Annotated in this window: 20 protein-coding genes; 11 read left to right on the forward strand and 9 right to left on the reverse strand. The window is 69.8% G+C overall.

The window, feature by feature from the left end; all coding sequences use genetic code 11:
* Positions 1 to 4 precede the first annotated feature (4 nt).
* Together ACIBKY_RS53810 and ACIBKY_RS53815 are read left to right on the forward strand one after the other, a co-directional pair.
* Positions 5 to 1,972 (forward strand): NAD(P)-binding protein, encoded by a 1,968-nt coding sequence (locus tag ACIBKY_RS53810; RefSeq protein WP_397110248.1) that lies wholly within the window; start codon positions 5 to 7, stop codon positions 1,970 to 1,972.
* Positions 1,969 to 2,799, forward strand: coding sequence for a PrsW family intramembrane metalloprotease (locus tag ACIBKY_RS53815; RefSeq protein ID WP_397110250.1), 831 nt, complete (start codon positions 1,969 to 1,971; stop codon positions 2,797 to 2,799). Before ACIBKY_RS53810 ends, ACIBKY_RS53815 begins: the two co-directional genes overlap by 4 nt.
* On the opposite strand, the gene ACIBKY_RS53820 is transcribed toward ACIBKY_RS53815, so the two are convergent.
* Positions 2,780 to 3,547 (reverse strand): SDR family NAD(P)-dependent oxidoreductase, encoded by a 768-nt coding sequence (locus ACIBKY_RS53820; protein ID WP_397110252.1) that lies wholly within the window; start codon positions 3,545 to 3,547, stop codon positions 2,780 to 2,782. The genes ACIBKY_RS53815 and ACIBKY_RS53820 overlap by 20 nt on opposite strands.
* A 153-nt stretch (positions 3,548 to 3,700) precedes the next feature.
* Here ACIBKY_RS53820 and ACIBKY_RS53825 point away from each other — a divergent pair, with 153 nt between their 5' ends.
* Genes ACIBKY_RS53825 through ACIBKY_RS53840 form a run of 4 tightly spaced genes read left to right on the forward strand, consistent with a single transcriptional unit; the run spans position 3,701 to position 7,116 of the window.
* On the forward strand, positions 3,701 to 5,806 hold the full coding sequence (locus ACIBKY_RS53825; RefSeq protein ID WP_397110254.1) for a nitrate- and nitrite sensing domain-containing protein: 2,106 nt from the start codon (positions 3,701 to 3,703) through the stop codon (positions 5,804 to 5,806).
* Positions 5,803 to 6,210, forward strand: coding sequence for a roadblock/LC7 domain-containing protein (locus ACIBKY_RS53830; protein WP_184958917.1), 408 nt, complete (start codon positions 5,803 to 5,805; stop codon positions 6,208 to 6,210). The genes ACIBKY_RS53825 and ACIBKY_RS53830 overlap by 4 nt, the downstream gene beginning before the upstream one ends.
* Complete coding sequence (locus tag ACIBKY_RS53835; protein WP_184958918.1) at positions 6,207 to 6,563, forward strand: DUF742 domain-containing protein; 357 nt, start codon at positions 6,207 to 6,209, stop codon at positions 6,561 to 6,563. The genes ACIBKY_RS53830 and ACIBKY_RS53835 overlap by 4 nt, the downstream gene beginning before the upstream one ends.
* Entirely contained in the window at positions 6,544 to 7,116 is a 573-nt protein-coding gene (locus ACIBKY_RS53840; protein WP_397110257.1) for a GTP-binding protein, read from the forward strand. The genes ACIBKY_RS53835 and ACIBKY_RS53840 overlap by 20 nt, the downstream gene beginning before the upstream one ends.
* Here the strand turns inward: ACIBKY_RS53840 and ACIBKY_RS53845 are convergent.
* The 6 genes from ACIBKY_RS53845 to ACIBKY_RS53870 all read right to left on the reverse strand — a co-directional run bounded on the left by ACIBKY_RS53845 (position 7,113) and on the right by ACIBKY_RS53870 (position 12,317).
* Positions 7,113 to 8,081 carry a DUF4331 family protein gene (locus tag ACIBKY_RS53845; protein ID WP_397110259.1) on the reverse strand — a complete coding sequence of 323 codons (969 nt, stop codon included), beginning with the start codon at positions 8,079 to 8,081 and terminating at the stop codon, positions 7,113 to 7,115. The genes ACIBKY_RS53840 and ACIBKY_RS53845 overlap by 4 nt on opposite strands.
* A 44-nt stretch (positions 8,082 to 8,125) precedes the next feature.
* A complete protein-coding gene (locus tag ACIBKY_RS53850) occupies positions 8,126 to 8,503 on the reverse strand; it encodes a DUF742 domain-containing protein (RefSeq protein ID WP_397110261.1) in 378 nt (125 codons plus the stop codon).
* On the reverse strand, positions 8,500 to 10,629 hold the full coding sequence (locus ACIBKY_RS53855; protein WP_397110263.1) for a nitrate- and nitrite sensing domain-containing protein: 2,130 nt from the start codon (positions 10,627 to 10,629) through the stop codon (positions 8,500 to 8,502). The genes ACIBKY_RS53850 and ACIBKY_RS53855 overlap by 4 nt, the downstream gene beginning before the upstream one ends.
* A gap of 63 nt (positions 10,630 to 10,692) precedes the next feature.
* On the reverse strand, positions 10,693 to 11,349 hold the full coding sequence (locus ACIBKY_RS53860) for a DUF998 domain-containing protein (RefSeq protein ID WP_397110265.1): 657 nt from the start codon (positions 11,347 to 11,349) through the stop codon (positions 10,693 to 10,695).
* A gap of 87 nt (positions 11,350 to 11,436) precedes the next feature.
* Positions 11,437 to 11,679: a hypothetical protein gene (locus ACIBKY_RS53865; protein WP_397110267.1), complete on the reverse strand. Its 243-nt coding sequence runs from the start codon at positions 11,677 to 11,679 to the stop codon at positions 11,437 to 11,439.
* A gap of 128 nt (positions 11,680 to 11,807) precedes the next feature.
* A complete protein-coding gene (locus ACIBKY_RS53870) occupies positions 11,808 to 12,317 on the reverse strand; it encodes a VOC family protein (RefSeq protein ID WP_397110269.1) in 510 nt (169 codons plus the stop codon).
* A 77-nt stretch (positions 12,318 to 12,394) separates the two neighbouring features.
* Between ACIBKY_RS53870 and ACIBKY_RS53875 the strand changes: the two genes are divergently transcribed.
* From ACIBKY_RS53875 to ACIBKY_RS53885, 3 genes are all read left to right on the forward strand, one after another.
* Positions 12,395 to 12,853, forward strand: coding sequence for a MarR family winged helix-turn-helix transcriptional regulator (locus tag ACIBKY_RS53875; RefSeq protein WP_397110271.1), 459 nt, complete (start codon positions 12,395 to 12,397; stop codon positions 12,851 to 12,853).
* A gap of 43 nt (positions 12,854 to 12,896) precedes the next feature.
* Positions 12,897 to 13,085: a hypothetical protein gene (locus ACIBKY_RS53880; protein WP_379611168.1), complete on the forward strand. Its 189-nt coding sequence runs from the start codon at positions 12,897 to 12,899 to the stop codon at positions 13,083 to 13,085.
* A 136-nt stretch (positions 13,086 to 13,221) separates the two neighbouring features.
* Entirely contained in the window at positions 13,222 to 14,448 is a 1,227-nt protein-coding gene (locus ACIBKY_RS53885; protein ID WP_397110274.1) for an FxsB family cyclophane-forming radical SAM/SPASM peptide maturase, read from the forward strand.
* On the opposite strand, the gene fxsT is transcribed toward ACIBKY_RS53885, so the two are convergent.
* Positions 14,445 to 16,949 (reverse strand): FxSxx-COOH system tetratricopeptide repeat protein, encoded by a 2,505-nt coding sequence (gene fxsT / locus ACIBKY_RS53890; protein WP_397110276.1) that lies wholly within the window; start codon positions 16,947 to 16,949, stop codon positions 14,445 to 14,447. The genes ACIBKY_RS53885 and fxsT overlap by 4 nt on opposite strands.
* A 289-nt stretch (positions 16,950 to 17,238) precedes the next feature.
* Here fxsT and ACIBKY_RS53895 point away from each other — a divergent pair, with 289 nt between their 5' ends.
* Both ACIBKY_RS53895 and ACIBKY_RS53900 read left to right on the forward strand, forming a co-directional pair.
* Positions 17,239 to 17,415: a hypothetical protein gene (locus ACIBKY_RS53895; protein WP_184958929.1), complete on the forward strand. Its 177-nt coding sequence runs from the start codon at positions 17,239 to 17,241 to the stop codon at positions 17,413 to 17,415.
* Positions 17,416 to 17,653: 238 nt separating this feature from the next.
* On the forward strand, positions 17,654 to 19,621 hold the full coding sequence (locus tag ACIBKY_RS53900; protein WP_397110278.1) for an ATP-binding protein: 1,968 nt from the start codon (positions 17,654 to 17,656) through the stop codon (positions 19,619 to 19,621).
* On the opposite strand, the gene ACIBKY_RS53905 is transcribed toward ACIBKY_RS53900, so the two are convergent.
* Positions 19,582 to 21,399 (reverse strand): MFS transporter, encoded by a 1,818-nt coding sequence (locus ACIBKY_RS53905; protein ID WP_397110280.1) that lies wholly within the window; start codon positions 21,397 to 21,399, stop codon positions 19,582 to 19,584. The genes ACIBKY_RS53900 and ACIBKY_RS53905 overlap by 40 nt on opposite strands.
* Between the last annotated feature and the right edge of the window lie 119 nt (positions 21,400 to 21,518).

Consider the following 21,518-nt stretch of genomic DNA (forward strand, 5'->3'; position numbering starts at 1 on the left):
GCCCATGAGTGACATCAACCCCCGCAGGGCACACGAGCTCGGGATGGGACGGCCTATATCGCGCCGGGACTTCTTCGACGGCGTGGCGATGGCCGCGGGGGTTGCGGCGCTCGGCGCCGCGGCGGGCTGCGGGCCGCGTTCCGGTGAGCCGGGCGTCATCGGCACCCCCGAGCTCCAGGTCCCGGCGGACGTGAAGTTCCCGCCCACGCTCACCGGCCTGCAGGGCAACACCGCGCAGGCGCTCAGCGTGCCGCACGCCCTGCGCGACGACCGCTTCTGGGAGTACGCCGGCACGCCCGAGTTCACCGGCGAGAACTACGACCTGGTCGTGGTCGGCGGCGGAATCAGCGGGGTCAGCGCCGCCTTCGAGTGGCTCCGGACCAACCCCGGCGCGCGCATCCTCATCCTGGACAACCACGACGAGATCGGCGGCCACGCGCGCCGCAACGAGTTCACCCCGCAGGCCCGCAAGGGCCCGCTCATCGGCTACGGCGGCTCGCAGTCGATCGAGGCGCCCTCGGTCTGGACGCCCGAGGGCAAGAACCTCCTGCAGCAGCTCGGCGTCAAGGTCGAGAAGTTCGAGAAGTACTTCGACCAGAAGCTCTACACCAACCTCAAGATGTACGACAGCGTCATGTGCGACCGGGAGACCTTCCCGGTGGAGCGGCTGGTCAAGTACACGCCGGGGATCAAGGCCGAGGAGTGGATCGCCCAGCTCCCGGTGGCCGCGCAGGCGAAGAAGGACCTGCTGCGCCTGTACAAGAACCCGCCCGACTGGTTCCAGGGCATGTCGCGGGCCGAGAAGGAGCGCAAGCTCGCCGACCTGACGTACTCGCGGTTCCTGCTGGAGGTGTGCAAGGTCCACCCGGACGCGGAGTTGTTCCTGCGTACGCAGTCCAGCGACGAATGGGCCTACAGCACCCAGGCGTTCGGGGCGATCGACGCCTGGGGCAGCGCGGAGGAATGGGACTACCCCGGCTTCCAGGGCCTGAAGCTCGACGCCGGCAAGCCCTCCAAGTTCAACTCCCCCAGCATGATCAAGGAATGGGACGCCGACGACGCGTACATCTACCACTTCCCCGAGGGCAACCAGGCCCTCGTCAGGATGATGGTCGGCCGGATGATCCCCGGCTTCGCCAGCGCGACCGGCATGGACGACATCACCACCGCCTCCTTCGACTACGGCAAGCTCGACCTGCCCTCGAACCGGGTGCGCTTCCGGCTGTCCAGCCCCGTGGTGTCGGCGTACAACGACGGCGACCCCGACACCGCGACCACCGCCACCGTGGGCTACTTCGACGGCCACCAGATCAAGACCGTGCGCGCCGGCGCCGTCGTCATGGCCTGCTGGAACATGGTCATCCCCTACCTGGTCCCGTCGCTGCCGCCCGCGCAGAAGCAGGCCATGCACCAGGCGGTCAAGATGCCGCTGCTCTACGCGATGGTGCAGTTGCGCAACTGGGAGGCCTGGCGGAAGGTCGGCATCAACCACACCCGCTGGACCGGCGCCTACTGGTGCGTCTCCGAGCTCGACTACCCGGTCAGCATGCCCGGCTACGAGTGCCCGAAGGACCCCTCCCAGCCGATCAACGTGCACATGATCGCCACACCGTGCGTGTCGGCGATGGGCCCGAGCGAGGGCGCGATCGCCGGTCGCCACAACCTGCTCAAGACGGACTTCTCCTTCTTCGAGTACACGATCCGCGACCAGCTGGCCAGGCTCCTCGGCGCCGGCGGCTTCGACCCCGGCAAGGACATCGAGGCGATCACCGTCAATCGCTGGGGCCACGGCTACGCCCCCGAGTACTGCCGCCCCTGGAACGCCTTCTACCCCGAGGGCCCCTTCCCGGCCGAGACCGCGCGCAGGCAGCACGGCAGGATCGCGATCGCCAACTCCGACTCGATCCCCGCCGCCTACGCCGACGCCGCCATCACCGCCGCCTACCGAGCCGTCGCGGAGCTGTCCACATGAGACCCTGGCTGAAGATCTTCCTCATCGGGCTGGCGCTGTGGGCCGCGTCGGTCCTGGTCACGATCTGGACGGAGAACTCCAACCTCGTCCCCACCGTGGTGCTGCTCGGCAGCTTCCTGGTTCCGGTGACGTTCGTGGTCTGGGCCTACACGCGCGAACGCTCGTCGGAGGTGACCGTCGAGCTGCTGTTCAAGGCGTTCGTGATCGGCGGCGTCCTCGGCGTGCTCGGCGCCTCGATCCTGGAGAGTTACCTCCAGCCGTCGCTGGTCATGTACGCCGGCGTCGGCCTCATCGAGGAGGGCGTCAAGCTCGCCGCCCTGATACTGCTGACCCGCGGCCTGCGCCGGCACGACGTCTGGGACGGCGTCGTGCTCGGCGCCACGGTCGGCTTCGGCTTCGCCGCCTTCGAGAGCGCCGGGTACGCCTTCAACTCGATGTTCACCAGCGAGGGACTCTCGGTGGCGCAGATTGTGGAGACCGAGATCCTTCGGGGCGTGCTCGCGCCCGTCGGCCACGGCCTGTGGACCGCGATCGCCGGCGGCGTGCTGTTCTCGGCGGGCGGCAGGCTGGTCGGCAAGGTGATCCTTGCCTACCTCGGCGTCTCCCTTCTGCACGCGCTCTGGGACTCGATGAGCGGGCTGGCGATCGCGATCACGCTGTTGCTGACCGGTCAGCCGTGGCAGTTCCAGCTGATCCGCATCGGGAAGGTGCCCGGCGTCACCGACGGGCAGATCCACCTCTACACGGTGCTGAACTGGGGCGGGCTGATCGTCATCTCGGCCCTCGCGTTGCTCTGGCTGCGCTCGATCAGCAGCCGAGCGCGCTGAGGCTGGCCGTCCAGAGCCGCTCGGCCAGGTCGTGGTCGGCCCTGCCGCGGGCCGGCTTCTCCTTGACGTAGTAGCGGCCCGGCTCGCCCGCGGACGAGGCCAGGTGGACCAGCGTGCGCGCGCCCGCCTCCGGCGGCTTGGCCATGCCGGGAACCGCCAGGTAGAAGCGCATCAGCAGCGTGTCGCCGGCGAAGCCGGTGCGGATGACGCCCGGATGGAAGCAGGTCGCGTGCACCCCGCGGGTGGCCAGCGCCTGTGTGAAGAGCATGTTGGCCTGCTTGGTGTCGCCGTACTGCATCCACGCGTTCCACCGGCGCCGCTCCCTGCTGAGGTCGCCGGGGTCCAGGCGGCCGGTGCCGGCCGCCATGGAGGTCGTCGTGACCACCTTGTCAACCCGGTCGGTCAGAGAATGGGTCAGCAGGAACGGCGCGAGATGGTTGACCTGAACCATCAGCTCATGGCCGTCTCCTGTCACTTGACGCCGCTTGCTGAGCACCCCGGCGTTGTTGGCCAGCACGTCGATGCGCTCGTAGCGCTCGCGCAGCACTCCGGCCAGCCGCCGCACGTCGTCGAGCGAGGCGAAGTCGCAGGTCAGGACGTCAGCTTTGGGGCCGGTCAACCCGCCGGCCACAGCCTTGAGCCGGGCCGCGTCGCGGCCCACGAGCACGACCTCGTGCCCGAGGGCCGACAGCCGCCCGGCCGCGGCGGCTCCGATCCCGGCACTGGCCCCAGTTATCACGGTAATCATCACGTTCCTCCCACTGCGCCGGAACCTTAATAGGTGCTAGTCTCCTGTGCGATCTTCCGGAGGTGTATTTACACAAAGTGTGGATATACGCCTCGACCCCGAGGTTGGAACATGGGCTCCCGAAACCGGTCAATTCGGTTCAAGATCTTCTTATTGCTGCTGCTCCCCCTGCTGTCTTTGAGCGCGCTCTGGGGGTTCGTCCTCAACCTCACCGTCGGTGACGGACAGAACCTTCTTCGGGCCAACACCCTGTACCAGACGATCGGCGTGACCTCCACCGATCTAGGGCTCCAGCTTCAGGCGGAACGTACGCGCTCCGTCGCCGCGGCCACCACGCGCAGGCTCACCGAGGACCTGGGCGAGCAGCGGGCCCGCACAGACACCTCCGTCAGCCGGTTCCAGAAGGCCGCCGTGGAAGCCGGCGACTCCGTCACCGAGGAGATGCGCCCCACCCTCGACGCCCTCAACGCCGAACTCGCCCGGCTGGGGTCCATCCGCGGCGACATCGACACCGGCAACAGCTCCCGGCTGAGCGGCATGAACGAGTACAACCGGGTGCTGGACGCGCTCTTCCGCCTCTACGACCACCTCGTCACCGTGCCCGACCTCGCCCTGTTCCAGCAGGCCTCCTCGCTGCAGTCCATGGGCAACGCCCGCGAGCTCATCGCCAGGGAGCAGGCGCTCGTCGGCGGCGCGGTGCTCAGCGGCGACCTCAGCCCCGCCGAGGTCACGGCCATGACCGAGTACGTGGCCTCCCGCAAGTTCATGCACGCGCGCGGGCTGGCCGGGCTCGACGTGTCGCTGCGGCAGCCGTACGAGGAGGTGTTCGGCGGGGAGGCGTTCCTGAACTTCAGCGCCGCCGAGCTGAGCGTGGTCAAGACCGGCAGGCCCCCGGCCAACGCCGACGAGTGGAACACCGCGGTCACCAAGCTCACCGACCAGCTCGACAAGATCGGCGCCTCCTCCACCGGGGTCATCGCCGAGCGCGCCACCGACGGCGCCACCGCGATCATCGTGCGCATCGCGCTCGCGGGCGGCGTCGGGCTCGTCGCCGTCATCGCCTCCATCCTCATCTCCGTACGCTTCGGCCGCCGCCTCGCCGCCGAGCTCGCCGGCCTGCGCACCGCCGCCCTGGACCTGGCAGAGGTACGGCTGCCGCGCCTGGTCCAGAGGCTGCGCGACGGCGACGAGATCGACGTCAAGAAGGAGGCCAAGCCGCTCAAGGTCAGCGGCTCGGCCGAGATCACCGACGTGGCCAGCGCGTTCGGCTCGGTGCAGCGCACCGCGGTGGAGGCCGCCGTCGGCCAGGCGACCGTCCGCCAGGGCGTCAGCCAGGTCTTCCTCAACCTCGCCCGGCGCAAGCAGGGCCTGCTCCACCGCCAGCTCTCCCTGCTGGACGCCATGCAGCGCCGTACGCACGACCCCGACCGGCTGGATGAGCTGTTCCGGCTCGACCACCTGACCACCCGCATGCGCCGGCACGCGGAGGGCCTGATCATCCTGTCGGGCGCCGCCCCCGGCCGCGCCTGGCGCAAGCCGGTGCCGGTGCTCGACATCGTGCGCGCCGCCATCGCCGAGGTCGAGGACTACGCGCGGATCAACGTCGAGACCATGCCCGGCGCCGCCCTCGACGGCGGCGCCGCGGCCGACCTCACCCACCTCGTGGCCGAGCTGGTCGAGAACGCCAGCATCTACTCCTCGCCGGAGACCGCCGTGCAGGTGCGCGGCGACCTGGTCAGCAACGGCTACGTGCTCGAGGTCGAGGACCGTGGGCTGGGCCTCAGCCCCCAGGAGTACGCCGAGATCAACGCCCGGCTGGCCGACCCGCCCGAGTTCGACCTGGCCGACAGCGACCGGCTCGGACTGTTCGTCGTGGCGAGGCTGGCCCAGCGCCACGGGCTGCAGGTGACGCTGCGCGCCTCCCCCTTCAGCGGCACCACCGCGATCGTGCTCATCCCGAAGCGGCTCGTCACCGAGCGGGAAGCGCTGCCTCCCGCGCCGGAGGAGGAGCCGATCGAGCTGCCGAGCCGTTCGAGCAAGAGGCCCAAGCCGCTCGCCGTGGTGGGCCAGCCGAACGACGGCCTGCCCAGGCGCGTACGGCAGGCCAACCTGCCCGCCCAGCTCAGCAAGCCGCCGGATCCACCGCCGCCGCCCACAACTGAACGCTCTCCCGACGAGGTACGCGACCTATTCTCCGCGTTCCAGCGGGGAACCCAGCGCGCCCGAGAAGAAGCAGACAACGAGGGGGACGACTCATGAGCACGCCCATCACGAACACCGGGGAGCTCAACTGGCTCCTCGACGACCTGGCGACCAGGGTCGCAGCCGTCAGGCAGGCCGTGATCCTGTCCACCGACGGCCTCGCGGTCGGCTACTCCAAGGGCCTGACCCGCGAGGACGCCGAGCATCTGGCCGCCGTGGCGTCGGGTTTCCACAGCCTGGCCCGCGGCACCGGCCGCCACTTCGAGGGTGGCGACGTGCGCCAGACCATCGTGGAGATGGAGCAGGCGTTCCTGTTCGTCACCGCCGCCGGGCAGGGCACCTGCCTGGCTGTGATGGCCGAGGCGAACGTGGACGTCGGCCACATCGCCTACGAGATGGCGATGCTGGTCAAACGGGTCGGGCAGCACATCACGACCAACCCCCGATCGGGCCTGTCATGACGATGTGGATGGACGACGAGGCCGGGCCGCTGGTCCGTCCTTACGCTCTGACCCGGGGCAGGACGCGGTCCGCCTCGGGTGAGACGCTCGACCTGATCGCCATGGTGAGCGCCGTGGGCGATCCGCCGGGCGGTCTCGGCCCCGAGCAACTCGCCATCCTGCGGGCAGCGCGCTCGCCGATCTCGGTCGCCGACGTCGCCGTCGAGCTCGACCTGCCGGTCGGCGTCGTCCGCGTGCTGCTGAGCGACCTGCACGACCACGGACTCATCTCGGTGACCGCTCCCAACGCGGCGGGGCCGCGGCCCAGTGAGCGACTTCTCAAGGAAGTGATCAATGGACTCCGAGCTCTCTGACGACCCCGTAGCGCTCAAGATCCTCATCGCGGGCGGCTTCGGCGTCGGCAAGACCACCCTGGTCGGCTCGATCAGCGAGATCAAGCCGCTGCGGACCGAGGAGGTGCTGTCCGACATCGGCATCGGGGTGGACGACCTCGACGGGGTCGAGGCCAAGACGACCACGACCGTGGCCATGGACTTCGGACGCATCACGATCAGGGAGGGACTGGTCGTCTACCTGTTCGGCACGCCCGGCCAGGAGCGGTTCTGGTTCATGTGGGACGAGCTCTCCCACGGCGCCCTGGGCGCGGTCGTCATCGCCGACACCCGGCGGCTGACCGACTGCTTCCCCTCGGTGGACTACTTCGAGCAGCGCGGCACGCCGTTCGTGGTCGCCGTCAACTGCTTCGACGGCGCCTCCAGGCACAGCGTCGAGGACGTGCGCGTGGCGCTGGACCTGGACGACGACGTGCCGGTGCTGCTCTGTGACGTGCGGCGGCGGGCGTCCGCCAAGGAGGTCATGGTCTCCCTGGTGGAGCACTCTCTGCGCACGCTGACCGCCGCGGGCTAGGTGTGCGGTGGTCCGGTGTACGGGAAGCCGGGCAGCAGGTCGGTGTGCGGCCCGATCCCGTCACCCTGGATCTTGCCGTTGCTGACCAGCTGCAGGCGGATGTCGGTGACGTCGTCGTCGAGCCGCCTGCCGTTCGGGTAGCGGGCGGGCTTGGAGCGGTCGAAGCGCAGCACGTCGGGCAGGACCGCCTCCAGGGCCTTGGCTGCCTCTTCTGAGGTGTAGCCGCCGGTGTGCTCCAGGACCTTGACCCACGTGTCCCGATATTTCCGGATGTCGTCCACGGGCTCGCCGGCGTTGTACGCGTCCTTGGCGTCCTCGGCGTTGAAATAGGCCGTGAGCGACGGATGGGCGCCCCGGTCCACCGAGACCCACCGCCCGTCCCGTGCGACGGCCACGCGGCCCCACAGGCCGATCAGCGCCTCGTCTCCGAGTACCTGGTCGGGCATCTCCATCGCGATGCTGATCACGTTGTTGCCGGCCATGGTGTCGTTGCCGGTCCACGTGAAGTCGTTGCCGATGCCTTCGAGGTCGGCGAAGAACGGGTCGCTGCGCAGGCCCACGGAAAGCGTGAGCCAGCCCTCCCTGACGATGTTCGGGTCGGCGCCGAAGCTCACGTCCACGTCGCGGACGACCACCTCGCCGCTCGCGTGGTGCTCCGTGGCCTGCTCGCCGGTGGCGTGGTAGAGGGTGACCTTCTGGCCGCCCTCGGCGTCCGGCTCCGAGAAGACGAAGCTGAACGCCACGTCGGACCGGTTGTCTCCGTCGGTGTCCACGTTGATCCGGTAGACGGCCCCGGGGTACGGGTGGGGGCCGGCCGGCGGGTCGAAGCCGAAGGAGTTCACATTCATGATCAACACGGTGTGATCCCGCCGGTCCGGCGACTGGAACGCGAACAGGTCGGTGAGGTCGAGACGGGCGTCCCCCACGGGCGGGCGCAGGTTGGGGCCGCTCAGATGATGTGACATGCCCGGCTCGTTCCCGGGCCCGCCTCTGGACTATCCCAGGATTGCTACAAGGCCTTGAGGCCGCTGATGACCTCTCTGAGCAGGTTCTCCGTAGGAGAGCCCACCTTGCCGAGCGGCGGGCGTATCTGGACCAGCCCGTAGTCGATGAGATCGCCCAGCAGCACCCGCACGACTCCGACCGGCAGGCCCAGCTCGGCCGCGACCTCGGCCACCGGCGCGCCCCGCCGTTGGGAGATCTGGCCCAGGAGCCTGCGGTGCTGCGTGCTCAGCTCCGCCTGCGCGGGCACGGGCAGCCCGGTCGCGGCCACCGTCGCCAGCAGGTCGAGAGCCGCCGAAGAGGAACGCGTGCGGCCACGGGCCACCGCGTACGGCCGCACCACCGGCCCGGCCTCCTCATCCACCCACTCGTCCTCGCGACTCACGATTCAGATCCCCCATCCTTCTCGCTGTCCTGGCGTCCGCGCTGCCAGCCTGACTGCAGCGAGGAGAGCAGCGCCCTCGTCTCCTCGGGCGAGCGTTCCTCTGTCTGTTCCTGCTTTACCCGTTGCGGGAGGTTTGCCTGCCTCGTACGGCGGGGCAGTTCCGTGTTCTTGGTCGTGGTCCGCGTACGGCGCGGCAACCCGGTCTCGGTCGTGCGCACCACCGAGACGGAGACCGACTCCAGCTCAGGCGGCGCGTCGGCCATCGTGGGCAGCGGCTCGATCAGCGCCGACGGCAGGAGCACGATGGCCGTCGTGCCGCCGTAGGGGGAGGGCTTGAGCGTCACCACCGCGCCGTGCCTGGCCGCGAGCATGCCCACGACCGCGAAGCCGAGCCGCTCGGTCTGCGACGGGTCGAACTCCTGCGGCCTGGCCAGCCGCTCGTTCACCGCCGACCTGGCCTCCTCCGACATGCCCAGGCCGCGGTCCTCGATCTCGACGGCGAAGCCCCTGCCGACCAGCTCGCCGCGTACGGAGACCTCGTTGCCCGGGGAGGAGAAGGCGGCGCCGTTCTCCATCAGCTCGGCGAACAGGTGCATGAGGTCGGCGACCGCGGCTCCGGCGACGCCGCACTCGGGCATCGGGTAGACGCGGACCCGGGTGTACTCCTCGACCTGGGCCGCGGCGCCGCTCAGGACGTCCTCGACCGGGATCGTGGAGCGCCATCTGCGGCCGGCCGTACCGCCGGACAGGAGCACGAGGCCCTCGGCGTGGCGGCGCATGCGGGTGGTCAGGTGGTCGAGGCGGAACAGGCGCTCCAGGGCCTCCGGTTCCTCGGTCTGGCGCTGCATCTCATCCAGCAGCTTGAGCTGGCGCTGGACGAGCGACTGGCTGCGGCGGGCCAGGTTGCGCAGCGCCTCGGCGATGCCCTGGCGGAGCCTGGCCTGCTCGACGGCGGCGTCGATCGCGGTGCTCTGCACGCTGTCGAAGGCGGCGGCCAGGTCGACCACCTCGCTGGTGGAGCCCGCCTGAACCGTGACGGGCGGCGCCTCGGCGACCAGGTCGACGTTCTCGCCCTTGCGCAGGCGGCCGACGAGCTCGGGCAGCCTCAGCTCGGCCAGCTCCAGCGCGCCGCGGCGCAGCGTGGCCAGTTCGCGGGTGATCCGGCGGCCGACCCTGACGGAGACGATGATCGAGAAGATCACGGCCACCAGGCCGAGCGCGCCCGCGGCGACGGCCCGCAGGATGATGGCGTAGCCGGCGGGCTCCATGCGGGCCAGCAGCGCGTCGCCGTTCTTCCAGACGGCTTCGTCGTAGCCCTTGAGCACGGGTTCGGCGACGCCGCGCCAGAGCTCGACGTCGCTCTTGCCGCCCGCGAGGTAGCCGGTGATCATGCGGTCCAGGACCGTCGTGTCGACCTTCTGGAACGGCACCCGCAACCCGGGTTCGAGGTCGGCCATCGCCCGCGGGTACTGGTAGCCCCTGGCGCCGTCGAGGCGGGCCAACAGCTGGCGGTCGGCTTCCGACGGCGCGCCCGAGGCGGCGACGATCAGCGCGTGCTCGCGGTTGAGCAGCTCGCGCACCTGGTCGGCGCCGATGAGGCCGCGGGCCTGCTGGTAGAGCTGCAGGTCGGTGCCGAGGGCGAACGCGGCGTACAGCCGGTGGACGGAGTCGGAGATCTCGCCGTAGGCGGCGATCAGCTCGGCCGGGGTCGCGGAGCCGGCGTCGACCAGCCGCCGGGCGTCGGCGAGGTCGCCGACGGCCGCGAGGGTCTCATTGAGCTGGCGGGCCATGTCGGGGCTCAGGGCGGCGATGGTGTCGGCGGAGGAGGCCTGCTCGGTGAAGGTCTTGCGGGCCTTGTCGGTCCTGGCCCTGCTCGCGGACAGCGCCGCGGGGTCGCTCTGGTTTCCGGCCACCTTCTCGGCCGAGGCGAGCCGTTCCTGCTGGAGAGCGCCGACCAGGCTGTCGGCGTGGTCGATCGCGCCGCGCCACAAGGTGTCGATCTTCAGCAGGTTGAGGGCGTCTCCGGAGGTGGTCCCGGCGGCGAATCCCCAGAGCCCCACGAGGGAGACCAAGGGGATCACGAGCAGCGCCGAGATCTTGAATCGGATGGATCTGCCCGATGCCATGACACCTGCTCCCGGTTAGAAGATCGCGGGAGAGGATAGCACCGAAGTAGTAGGTGATTATGATCAATTCGTGAGAAACTTGTGATATGTCAGGATTTGGACACGCTTTGCCCAGGCCAGCCTGACCAACCACGCGGCCAGAACCCCGAGCACCGCGACCTCCGCGACCAGCAGCACGCGCTCCACGAGCCCGATCAGCACCCGGTCGCCGGGCATCGCCACGTAGGCGATCGCCAGTACACCCAGCCCGCCCGCCAGGGCCAGCCACTCCATGGTCCGCGCGATCGGCTTCCACCGGGCATCGGCCGTGAACCTCGGCACGAGCAGCGCGGCCGCCGCGGGCAGGCTGACGAACGCGGCGATCGAGACGTAGCGGTGGATCAGCGCCGTCGTGGTCATGTCCACCCCGATGGGGGTGGTCGGCACCACCGCGGCGACGATCAGCGCTCCCGACCACACCCCCAGCAGCCACTGCGGCAGCCCCTTGATCGGCGCCCCCGCCGCCCGGAGCCCTGCCAGCAGCACGAACGACCCCAGCCCCAGAATCGCCATCCCCAGCTCCGTGACGCCCCCGCGGTCGGCCACGGCGTACTCGCTGACGGTCACGTTCATCGGGTCCAGATACGGGTCGGGCACGATCTGGCCCACGACGACGGCGATCACCGAGAAGGTGATCGCCAAGAACGCGATGTGGGGGTAGAACCTCTTTACTGCGGCCATATCCCAAGACTGCCCGGCACGGGCCGGCACAGGCATCGGGCCATACCCCTGACCTGACCCTGATCCCGTCTCAGGGGTCCCCGGGGGTCAGCGCTCGTCGGGGCCGCCCTCGATGAGGTGGTCCAGAACGCGCTCGATGGCCTCTCCCACCGGGCGCAGGACGGTGGTCGCCGCGTTGACCAGCGGCGCCACGATCTCGGTCAGTTCGTCGAACAGGTCGGGCTCTTTGGTCTCCGGAGGCGCCCAGCGCATCGAGTCGGCGCTCATCGCCTCCCAGTCGTCGACCACCCCGTCGATGACGTCGACGATGTGCTCAGGGTCGCTCCGCATGACCTTCTCCCAGGCGAGTCAGTCCGTTATGGCCACGGTAACCCGGAAATTGGCAAGTTCGCGGAAAGTGCCGGTAGCGTCCTGCGGACCCTGGCAGCGTCTCCAGGCGGGGTCTCCAGGCGGGGTTCCTAGGCGGGGATGGAGACGCCCACGCCGCCGCGGGTCTGCCCGCCGTACCGCTGGATGTCCTTGGCGAGGTCGAGGGGGCGGATGCCGGAGCGGGCGGCGATCACCTCGTCGGTGATGAGCGCGGCGGGCAGCAGCCAGGAGACCTCGAACTCCAGCCCGTCGGGGTCCTTGGCGTAGAGCGCCTTGGTGGTGGAGTGGTCGGAGGCGCCCGCGAGCGCGCCGAGCTCGCTCAGCTTGGCCGCGATGCGCCCCAGTTCGTCGAGCGTGTCGACCTCCCAGGCCAGGTGGTAGAGCCCGACGGAGGTACGCCCGGCGGTCGTGGGACCGGCCTGCGCGCCCATCTGGAACAGCCCGAGATCGTGGTCGTTGGTCGAGCCCGGAGCCTGCATGAAGGCGGCGCCCGGCATCTCCATGACGATCTCGAAGCCGAGCGCGTCGCGGTAGAAGGCGACGCTGCGCTCGACGTCGCGGACGTAGAGCACCGCGTGGTTGAGCCGCTGGACCGGCATGACGATCCCTCCTCGGAAATTTGAACTCTCAAGCAACATACCCCGACTTATTTGAGAGTTCAAGTAAACTGACCGACATGACCCGATGGCTCGACGACGAAGAGCAGCGCATCTGGCGCAACTTCCTGGCCACGACCCAGCTCGTCAACGAGCGCCTGGACCGCCAGCTCCAGCGTGACGCCGGAATGCCGCACACCTACTACATGATCTTGGTTGCCCTGTCGGAGACGGAAGGCCGCTCCATGCGCATGACCGACCTCGCCCAGCGGGCCCAGTCCTCGCAGAGCCGCCTGTCCCACGCCGTGGCCCGCCTGGAGGAGCGCGGCTGGGTCCGCCGCGCCCCCTGCGCCGACGACCGCCGCGGCAACATCGCCGTCCTCACCGACGAGGGCTTCGCCGCCCTGGCCGCCGCCGCCCCCGGCCACGTCGAAGAGGTACGGCAGGGCCTGTTCGACGCCCTCACCCCCGCCCAGTTGCGCGCCCTCGACGAGATCTGTACGGCGGTGCGGAGCAAAACTGTCGGCGGCTCGTCATAGCGTGACCCCCGGGGAAAATCTGTCGACGATGAGACGGGGTCGCATGCACAACACGGACGCAGCGCTGTTCCAGGCCGTTCACGGCATCGCGGGCAGCCTGGCGGGCCAGCCGGTGCCGGTGGTGATGGAGGCGCTGCTGCGGCAGTTGCCCAAGGCGCCGGGCCTGGAGGTCTCGGAGATCCGCAGGATCGCCGAGGAGATCAGCGTGGGACGTGATCCCTCGGGCCTGTGAGACCCGCGGGGCATGCGGCCGACCGGATCACCGGTCGGCCTTCGCTCGTTCGTGAACGGGAGTTTGCCACGCCCTGAAACGGGGCATACCGGGGCCAATCTCTGCGCTCTAATCTCATCCGTGGGAGCTGATCAGCGTGGGAGAAGGCGCGGGGGACATCATGCCCGGCGAGCGCGAGTGGCCTGGGCCTCTCGACGTCCAGGGTCTCCTCGAATCCGGATGGCGTCCCACGCCGTTCCGGCAGTTCATCGTCAAGCTCCACAGCCGCTGCAACCTGGCCTGTGACTACTGCTACATCTACGAGATGGCCGACCAGGGCTGGCGCAGCCAGCCGAGGCGGATGTCCAAGGCCACCATCGACCGCGTGGCCGCCCGCATCGCCGAGCACGCCGCCGGTCACGGCCTGAGCGGAGTCGAGGTCATCCTGCACGGCGGGGAGCCGCTGCTGGCCGGCGTCGAGCACACCCGCTACGCGGTCACCGCGCTGCGCGCCGCCCTCGGCGCGACCGATCTGGTGCTGCGGGTGCAGACCAACGGCGTCCTGATCGACGAGGCGTTCCTGGAGCTGTTCGCCGAGCACGAGGTCTACGTCGGCGTCAGCCTCGACGGCGACGCCGAGGGACACGACCTCCACCGCCGCCGCGCCTCGGGCCGCGGCACCTACGACGAGGTGCGCACCGGCCTCGAACGCCTGGCCGCCCCCGCCTACCGCCATCTGTTCAGCGGCCTGCTGTGCACGCTCGAACTGGCCAACGACCCGGTCAAGACCTACGAGGCGCTGATCGAGTTCCGGCCGCCGATGGTGGACTTCCTGCTGCCGCACGGCAACTGGGAGAGCCCGCCGCCCGGCTGGTCCGGCACGACCACTCCCTATGGCGACTACCTGTCCGCCGTCTTCGACCGCTGGTACGCCGCGCCGGAGCGGGAGACGCAGATCCGGCTGTTCACCGAGATCATCCGGCTGCTGTGCGGCAGGACCTCGCGCAGCGAGGCCATCGGGCTCTCACCGGTGGCCGTGGTCGTGGTGGAGACCAGCGGCGCCGTCGAGCAGGTGGACACGCTCAAGTCCGCCTACGACGGGGCCGCGGGCACCCTGCTCCACGTGCTCAAGGACTCCTTCGACGCGGTCCTGACCCTTCCGGCGATCGCGGCGCGGCAGATCGGCATGCGCGCCATGTCCGGCGCCTGCCTGTCGTGCGACCTCGTGCGGGTGTGCGGCGGCGGCCTGTACCCGCACCGGTACCGGCCCGGCAGCGGATTCCGCAATCCGTCGGTCTACTGCCAGGACCTGTACCGGCTGATCTCCCACATCCGCCGGGTGATGGTCGAGGACGTGTCGCTGCTGTCGCAGCCCCGCGCCTAGATCGGCGGCGGATCGAAGTCGCAGTCGAGATGCCGGCCCTCCATCGCGACGACCGCGTCGCGGTGGTCGAGGCCCAGCGTGTCCCGGTAGCGGTCCATGGTGGCGGCCGACAGCGCCTCGGCCTTCTCCGTCTGGCCCGACTGCGCGAGGTCCACGACCAGGTTCGCGGCGGCGGCCAGCGTCGTGGGATGGTCCTCGCCCAGCAGGCGGCGCAGCCGTTCGAGAGCGTCGGCGCCCAGCTTGCAGGCCTCCTTGAGCTCGCCGAGCATGGCCAGGTCGCTGGCGAGGTTGACGGCCACCGTGAGCGTGAAGTGGTGGTCGCGCCCGACCCGCTGGTCCAGGCCCTCCATGGCGCGCTCGTTGAGCCGGCGGGCCTCAAGCGGCTCGCCGCGCACCCGGTACATCAGCGCCACGTTGCTGGCGCAGCCGTAGTTGTAGGGATGCTCGGGGCCGTACAGCTTGGGGTAGCGCTGCATCGTGTCGTTGGCCAGGTCGAACGACTCCTGGATGAAGCTGTTCACGCGCAGCGCGTTGGACAGGCACGTCGCCGCGGCCAGGGTGCCGGGGTGGTCGAGGCCGTACAGGCGCACGTACCGCGCATGGACGTCCTGGGCCAGCTCCAGCGCCCGCTCGTGCTCGCCGTAGCGGTGCAGGGCGATCGACAGGTCCTTCTGCGTCAGCAGGACGCGCGGATGGTCGGCGTCCAGCAGTTCGCGGCCGAAGGCCAGAGCGTCCTCGCCGAGGTCGCAGGCCTCGCTGTAGAAGCCGCACAGCCGGACCGACCGGCCGAGACCGGCCCACAGGTTGAGCTGCGTGATCCGGTTGACCGCGTTGCCGCCCGAGCGCAGGGCCTCCTCCAGCAGGGTCCGCGAGCCCAGGTAGTCACTGGTCAGGCCGTAGTCGAGCGCCAGGTTGTTGACCGCGCGCAGCGTGCTCACGTGGTCGGGCCCGAACACCTTGCGGTGCAGGCGCACGGACTCGGTGTCGTGGTCGCGCGCCTCCTGGAAGAGCCCCTGGGCACGCAGGTCCGCGCCGATGCCGTTGAGCAGCACCAGGCTGTCGGGGTGCTCCACGCCCACGCGCGCCTGGATCTTCGCCAGCGTCGCGGTGTTGAGCTGGTGGCCCTCGGTGTACTGGCCCATGCTGCGCAGCAGGTCGCCCTGCACACGCCGGGCCCGCAGCACGTAGAGGTCGTCGGGGCCGAACTCGTCGGTCCACTTCTGCAGGAACGTGTCGAGGTGGTCGCGCAGCCCCTGGTGGTTTCCCGAGGCGTTCAGGTAGGTGAAGACGTTGAGCGCGAAGCCCCGCACGTCGTCGCGGACGCTGTCGGCCAGCCTCGCCGGTTCGAGATGGGCCAGCAGCGCGTCGTACGTCGTCCAGTCCGTCGGGTTGTCCGGTGACTCCGGCGCCGCGCCCACCAGCAGGGAGTGCACCTCCGAGCGGATCTCCTCCTGCGTCTCAGGCTCCAGTTCCTCGCGCAGCAGCGCCTGGATCAGCCGGTGGACCTGGAGCGTGGTGGGCCTGGACGGCTCCGACTCGATGCGCACCAGCGCGTACTTGCCCAGGCGCCGGATGGCGGTGCCCAGCCGGATCGGGTCGGCCAGCAGGTCGGCGATGACCGGGCGGACCGGGCCGTCCACCGAGACGAAGATCGAGCGCGGGATCGGCTCGGGACCGAAGAAGGCACAGCAGCGCAGCAGCTCCATCGCCTCGGGCAGATTGTCCTTGAGCTCGTTCACCGACAGGCTCCACGCCGCCGTCATCGGCAGCGGGTACTCGCTCGGCTTGCCCTCGCCCAGCAGGATCGCGGTGCGCTCGGTCAGCATGCGCAGGTAGTCGTCGGCCGACATGCCGGTCTCGGTCTGCAGGGCCGCCGCCTGCTCCAGCGCCAGCGGCAGGTCCCCGAGCGCGCCGGCCAGCCGGTCGGCGTCCTTCTCCGTGATCGAGCGGCGCATGCGCTTGATGAAGAACTCCACGCTCTCCGGACGCGGGAAGACGTCCACGGCCACCGTCTCGTACAGGCTGGCCCAGCGGTGGTTGCGCGAGGTGATCAGGACGTTGCCGGCGCCCTGGGGGAGGATGTCGTTGATGTCCTCGGGCTCGTCGGCGTTGTCGAAGATCAACAGCCATCGGTCGTACGGCTTGCCGCTGCGCAACGTGTCGAGCACGGAGTTGGCGGCCTCCTCGATGCCCGTCGTGGTCGGGTCGGGCAGGCCCAGCTTCGGCGCGAGCTGTGCCAGCGTGGACCGGACCAGGCCGGGCTGGTCGGAGGGGATCCACCAGACCACGTCGTACTCGCCGCGGAAGCGGTAGGCGTACTCGATGGCGATCTGGGTCTTGCCGACACCGCCGAAACCCTGGAGGGCGTGCGGGACCACGGCCGTGGTCTTCTTCGTGATGCTGGAGCGCAAGCTGCCCATGAGCTCGTCGCGCCCGGTGAAGTTCGTGTTGCGCGGGGGGACTTTCCAAACCTCAGGAAAGCCGCCGGTCGCCCCCCGCATGATGGGACGTTCCGAATCGGTCACGCGCTCCGCCCTCCCGTCCGCAGAGAATGGACAAGCAAGGAAACGATAGCCGCAACACCGGTGTGCGGACAGGCTCAGTGGCGGCCCTATCCGCACATTCGGCGTCGCAAGAAAGGCCTTGCGTTTGTGAAGGGTATACCGCAGCTCGCGAATGTGATACATGCCAGTTGAGAACATTCACCGGAACGGCCGCGCCGGGCGGGAAGGAGTGTGATCCGGGCGGCGACACAGCAGGCCGTATGCAGGCGTCGATAGGGGAATGTCCGTGCGACCACAGCTTGCCGAGCACCGCAGCGATTTCGTCGATCTTTCCCTGCTCTCCCATCCCGACCTGGACCGACTCGGGGACACGGTCCTCGCGCAGGCCCTACGTGAGCTGCTCGAACCTGATCTCGAAGAAGGGGAGGGCTTCGCGCGCTTCGACAACAGCACCGCTCTCTAGCGGATCTCGAAGCACCAAAGTCGTCGGACGTGCATGCCTAATAGGCGATTTCGGCCACCCCAATCGAGCTCTTTCGAAATCGAGGAATTGCCGTATTATTGCGGAGCCCCTTGATGGGCGCGCCGCGACGGCGAGCGGGTTTCGGTCTCGCCACAATCGGCAGTATCGTCGCCAGGCGACCGCGGCGCGATCTCAAGGCGGTTGATCCGTACCGTCCTCCATGAGCGAGGTCTGGCTAATGACAGCTTTCTCAGCGGTTCCCGCAGCTCCACGCGGACCATTCATTGGAGCGCGGCCTTTCGAAGCCCACGATGAGATGCTGTTATTCGGACGAGCCGAAGAGGTCCGAAAACTAACCCGGACATGGCAGCAGCGCCGGCTGACGATCCTCCATTCCGACGCCGGCGCGGGCAAGACCTCGCTGCTGCGCGCGGGCGTTGTGCCGGCCCTGAAGGCGGGCAACGCCCACGTGCTCCCCATCGGCCTGACCGCGCCGACGCGGGTGTGGCCCGTCGCCGCCCTGCCCGACCACAACAGGTACGTGCTCGCCCTGCTGTCGTCCTGGCACGCGGCCAACGCGCACACCCACGTCCCGGGCCTGTCCATCGACGACTTCCTGCACCGCCGTGAGGAGGTCGACCGGCAGGGCCGTCCCGCGCCGACGCTGGCCGCCATCGACCAGGCCGAGCTGTTCCTGCGCCCGGCCGGCGGCAACGAGCACGAACGCTGCGCCTTCCTCAACGAACTCCTCGCCACCGCCGCCAAGCGGCCCCGCCTGCGGTTGCTGCTGTCGGTGCGCACCGACTACCTCGACGAACTGCTGCGCGTGGTGAAGGGCTTCGAGGACCTGCAGTACGAGGAGTTCGCGCTCAGCCCCTTCACCCCGGAGGCCGCCGCCGAGGTCGTCCGCCGCTCGATCGAGAGCTCCGGCTACCGCCCCGCCCCCTCCCGCACCCGCGAACTGCTCGACGAGCTCCGCACGATCAGAGACGCGATGGGCCGGCCGCACCGCCCCGTGTCCACCGTCGACCCGATGCTGCTCCAGGTCACCGGAACCCGCCTGTGGAGCCGCCCGCCCGGCCAGGACCACCCCATCGCGCGGATGGAGGACGAGGTCGACGCCGCCCTGACCGAGTACTGCTCGGCCACGCTCGCCTCGATCGCCGCCGACTTCGAGCTGCTGCCCGGCGCCTTCCACGCGTGGCTGCACCAGACGGTCGTGTCCGGCGTCGCCCGCAAGCTCGGCTCGTCGGAGCGGATCACCGCCGCCGTGGTGCGCTCCCTGGAGGACCGCCACCTCATCAGAGCCCCGCAGAAGTACGGCCTGCGCATGTACATCCTGCGCCACCCGAGGCTCATGGCCCCCCTCAGACGGCTGGACCCCGGCCTGTGGCCCCGCCCGGCCCCCGGCACCGCGGACCGGCTGCGCGCCGCCATGGAGGCCGCCTTCGACGGCGAGCCGGAACGCGCCAGGAGCCTCGCCCGCAAGGCCGCCGACGCCTGCTCCCCCGACGAGCTGCGGGCCGGCGCGGCCATCGAGTCGCTGCTCGGCAGCATCGCCTACGAACAGCACCGGCTCAACGAGGCCGCCGGCCACTACCTGCGCGCCTGCGAACTCTACGAGGCGCTGCGCGACAACACCGCGGTGGGCTGGCTGCTGGCCGCGGCCGGCCGGGTCGCGCTCGACCAGGGCAGGCAGCGCCAGGCCACCGGCATGTTGCGCGCCGCCGTCGAGCGGGTGCCCCATGACGTCACCCTGCAGACCAGCCTCGGGCAGAACTTCTGGATGGCCGGGGAGCCGCAGGCGGCGCTGGCCGTACTCAACAACGTGATCAACCGCGAGGGCAACGTGCCCGAGGCGCGGCGCACCCGCGGCGAGATGCTGGCCGACCTGGGCGACGCGGAGTCGGCGCTGCGCGACATCGGGCAGGCGAGCAGCCGCTGGCCGCAGCCCTCCGCCCGCGCGGCCAGGGCGCTGGCGCTGGCGACCCTGTCACGTACGGAGGAGGCCGACCGGGAGCTGGCCGGCGCGGTCGCCGACGCCGGTGACAGCGGCCCGGTCTACCTGCGCGCGGCCAGGGTCCGCATGATCTCCGGCGACTCCTCTGACGCGGCCAGGTACGCCGAGCTCGCGATCCTGGCGATCCACCCTCCGCTGCCGCCACATCAGCACGGCACGGCCAAGCGCCTGTCGGAGGAACCCTGAACCAGCTCGTCATGGTCGCCGTCATCACCGCGTGCGCCGCCGTGTTCGGTGCGTTGACCGGCTCGCTCACCGCGATCCTCACCGAGCGGACCCGCTCGCGGCACGCCCGGCTCGCCGCTGCCGAGCAGCGCGCCGACGACCGGCGGGACACCCGCGATCGCGAGCTCAGGGAGACCTTCGCCACCACAGCGGAGGCCGTGATGAACCTGGCGCTCAACGTCGAGTACGCGCAGCAGCTCCGCCGCGGCGGCGCGACGCGCTTCGACCCCGCCGATCTCGCCAAACAGGTCTGGCAGGTCAGGCATGACACCGTCGCCGCCAAGACCGCGATGGCCAGGCTGCGGCCGCTGTGCCCGCGTGCGTGCCACGCGCGGATCGAGGCGCTCGGTGAGTCGCTCAGCTGGGCCGCGGCGCACGGCGAGCTCGAAAGCCCCAAAGGGATCGCGCAGCCGGTCCGCTCCCGCCTGGAGAACGAGCTCTACGCCCTCAGCGACGCGATCTTTCCACAGCCCGGCCCACATGCGGACCCGGACGAGCAGCCCCCAGGCGAGCGAGCCGTATGACACCGTCAGCGCCATCAGCAGGATGAAGCTGGCGACCATGACGACCGCCATCTTGGTGCCGAGCCCCGCGATCACGTACCCGGCGGCGAGCGCCCCGAGCGGCACCGCCCCGCCGGAGAAGAACCGGCTGACGCTGACCACCCGCGCGTGCAGGTGGACCGGCACCTCCCTGGCGTAGTGGACCGACAGCGCCACGTTGAGGCAGGCCCCGGTGAACCCGATCCCGCCCCAGGCCAGCGGCAGCAGGACGGCGACGTAGAGCACCGAGCCGTGGTCACTGACCGCCAGCGCCGCACTCAGGAACAGCCACGCCCACACGCAGATGACGATCACCCTGCGCGGCTGCCGCCCGCTCAGAAACCGCGGCGCGACCAGCGACCCGAGCACCCCGCCGAACCCGGAGGCGGCGATCAGCACCCCCGTCAGCCAGTACGGCAGCGCCTGCGCGTGAGCCAGCAGCACCAGAGAAAGTCCGACAATCTGGAAGAAAAAATTAGCAAGAGCGCAAACAATCACCACAAGGAACAGGAACGCATCACCACGCAGAAAGCTGACGCCTTCCCTCAAATCACTCGTCATGGCGGATCGATGCGTCACCGGTGGCTTGAATGCCTTCTTGTCCATTTTCAGGAGGAAGAAAGCTGAAAGGGCAGATGAGACCGCATCGAGGAGAAACGGCAGTCCGTGCATCAGATCGAACAGCAGCCCGCCGAACGGCCGCCCCAGCAGCCCCGCCCCGTGGATGCGCGCCTCGTTGCGCGACATCGCCTTCGGCAGGCTCTCCTCCGGCACGAGCCGCGGCACCACCGCCAGCTCAGCCGTGGAGTAGAACACCGCGCAGACGCCCTGCGCCCCGGCGACCAGAGGCAGCAGCAGGGTCACATCGCCATGGCTGAACACCCCCACGACCAGCACCACCGCCAGCGCCATCTGCAGGAACGCGCTGATCACCATGATCGCCCGGCGGTTGGACCGGTCGACGATCACCCCGGCGGGGAGGTAGAGCAGCAGGCGCGGAAGCGTGCCTGCCGCCGTCACCCAGCCGGCGAAGACCGGCGATCCGGTGTGCGCGAGCGCGAGCAGCGGGGCGGCCAGAGTGGCGTTGACGGTGCCGAACTGAGAGAAGGCCGAGCCGGTCCAGAGCAGCCGGAAATCCCGTTTCCAGGCGGAGTCACGAGCGGTGCCGGACTGTACGCCTCTGGTGCTGTCGGCCACCTCAATCCCCGCTCCAGGTGCAAAACGCCACATTTGCCGTAAAAGTGCCCCTGGAGCGTGATTACGCAGCGGCCCAAAGACGTAGCGCCCCGATAGACGGGCGTCAATCTACTGTATTC

The organism is Nonomuraea sp. NPDC050394, assembly GCF_044459065.1.
In the GTDB taxonomy this organism is placed as follows: Bacteria; Actinomycetota; Actinomycetes; order Streptosporangiales; family Streptosporangiaceae; genus Nonomuraea.

Coding starts and splice junctions, on each gene's coding strand:
- ACIBKY_RS53810 (WP_397110248.1), top strand. CDS start 5: ATGAGTGACATCAACCCCCGCAGGGCACACGAGCTCGGGATGGGACGG.
- ACIBKY_RS53815 (WP_397110250.1), top strand. CDS start 1,969: ATGAGACCCTGGCTGAAGATCTTCCTCATCGGGCTGGCGCTGTGGGCC.
- ACIBKY_RS53820 (WP_397110252.1), bottom strand. CDS start 3,547: ATGATTACCGTGATAACTGGGGCCAGTGCCGGGATCGGAGCCGCCGCG.
- ACIBKY_RS53830 (WP_184958917.1), top strand. CDS start 5,803: ATGAGCACGCCCATCACGAACACCGGGGAGCTCAACTGGCTCCTCGAC.
- ACIBKY_RS53835 (WP_184958918.1), top strand. CDS start 6,207: ATGACGATGTGGATGGACGACGAGGCCGGGCCGCTGGTCCGTCCTTAC.
- ACIBKY_RS53840 (WP_397110257.1), top strand. CDS start 6,544: ATGGACTCCGAGCTCTCTGACGACCCCGTAGCGCTCAAGATCCTCATC.
- ACIBKY_RS53845 (WP_397110259.1), bottom strand. CDS start 8,081: ATGTCACATCATCTGAGCGGCCCCAACCTGCGCCCGCCCGTGGGGGAC.
- ACIBKY_RS53855 (WP_397110263.1), bottom strand. CDS start 10,629: ATGGCATCGGGCAGATCCATCCGATTCAAGATCTCGGCGCTGCTCGTG.
- ACIBKY_RS53860 (WP_397110265.1), bottom strand. CDS start 11,349: ATGGCCGCAGTAAAGAGGTTCTACCCCCACATCGCGTTCTTGGCGATC.
- ACIBKY_RS53865 (WP_397110267.1), bottom strand. CDS start 11,679: ATGCGGAGCGACCCTGAGCACATCGTCGACGTCATCGACGGGGTGGTC.
- ACIBKY_RS53870 (WP_397110269.1), bottom strand. CDS start 12,317: ATGCCGGTCCAGCGGCTCAACCACGCGGTGCTCTACGTCCGCGACGTC.
- ACIBKY_RS53875 (WP_397110271.1), top strand. CDS start 12,395: ATGACCCGATGGCTCGACGACGAAGAGCAGCGCATCTGGCGCAACTTC.
- ACIBKY_RS53880 (WP_379611168.1), top strand. CDS start 12,897: ATGCACAACACGGACGCAGCGCTGTTCCAGGCCGTTCACGGCATCGCG.
- fxsT (WP_397110276.1), bottom strand. CDS start 16,949: ATGCGGGGGGCGACCGGCGGCTTTCCTGAGGTTTGGAAAGTCCCCCCG.
- ACIBKY_RS53900 (WP_397110278.1), top strand. CDS start 17,654: ATGACAGCTTTCTCAGCGGTTCCCGCAGCTCCACGCGGACCATTCATT.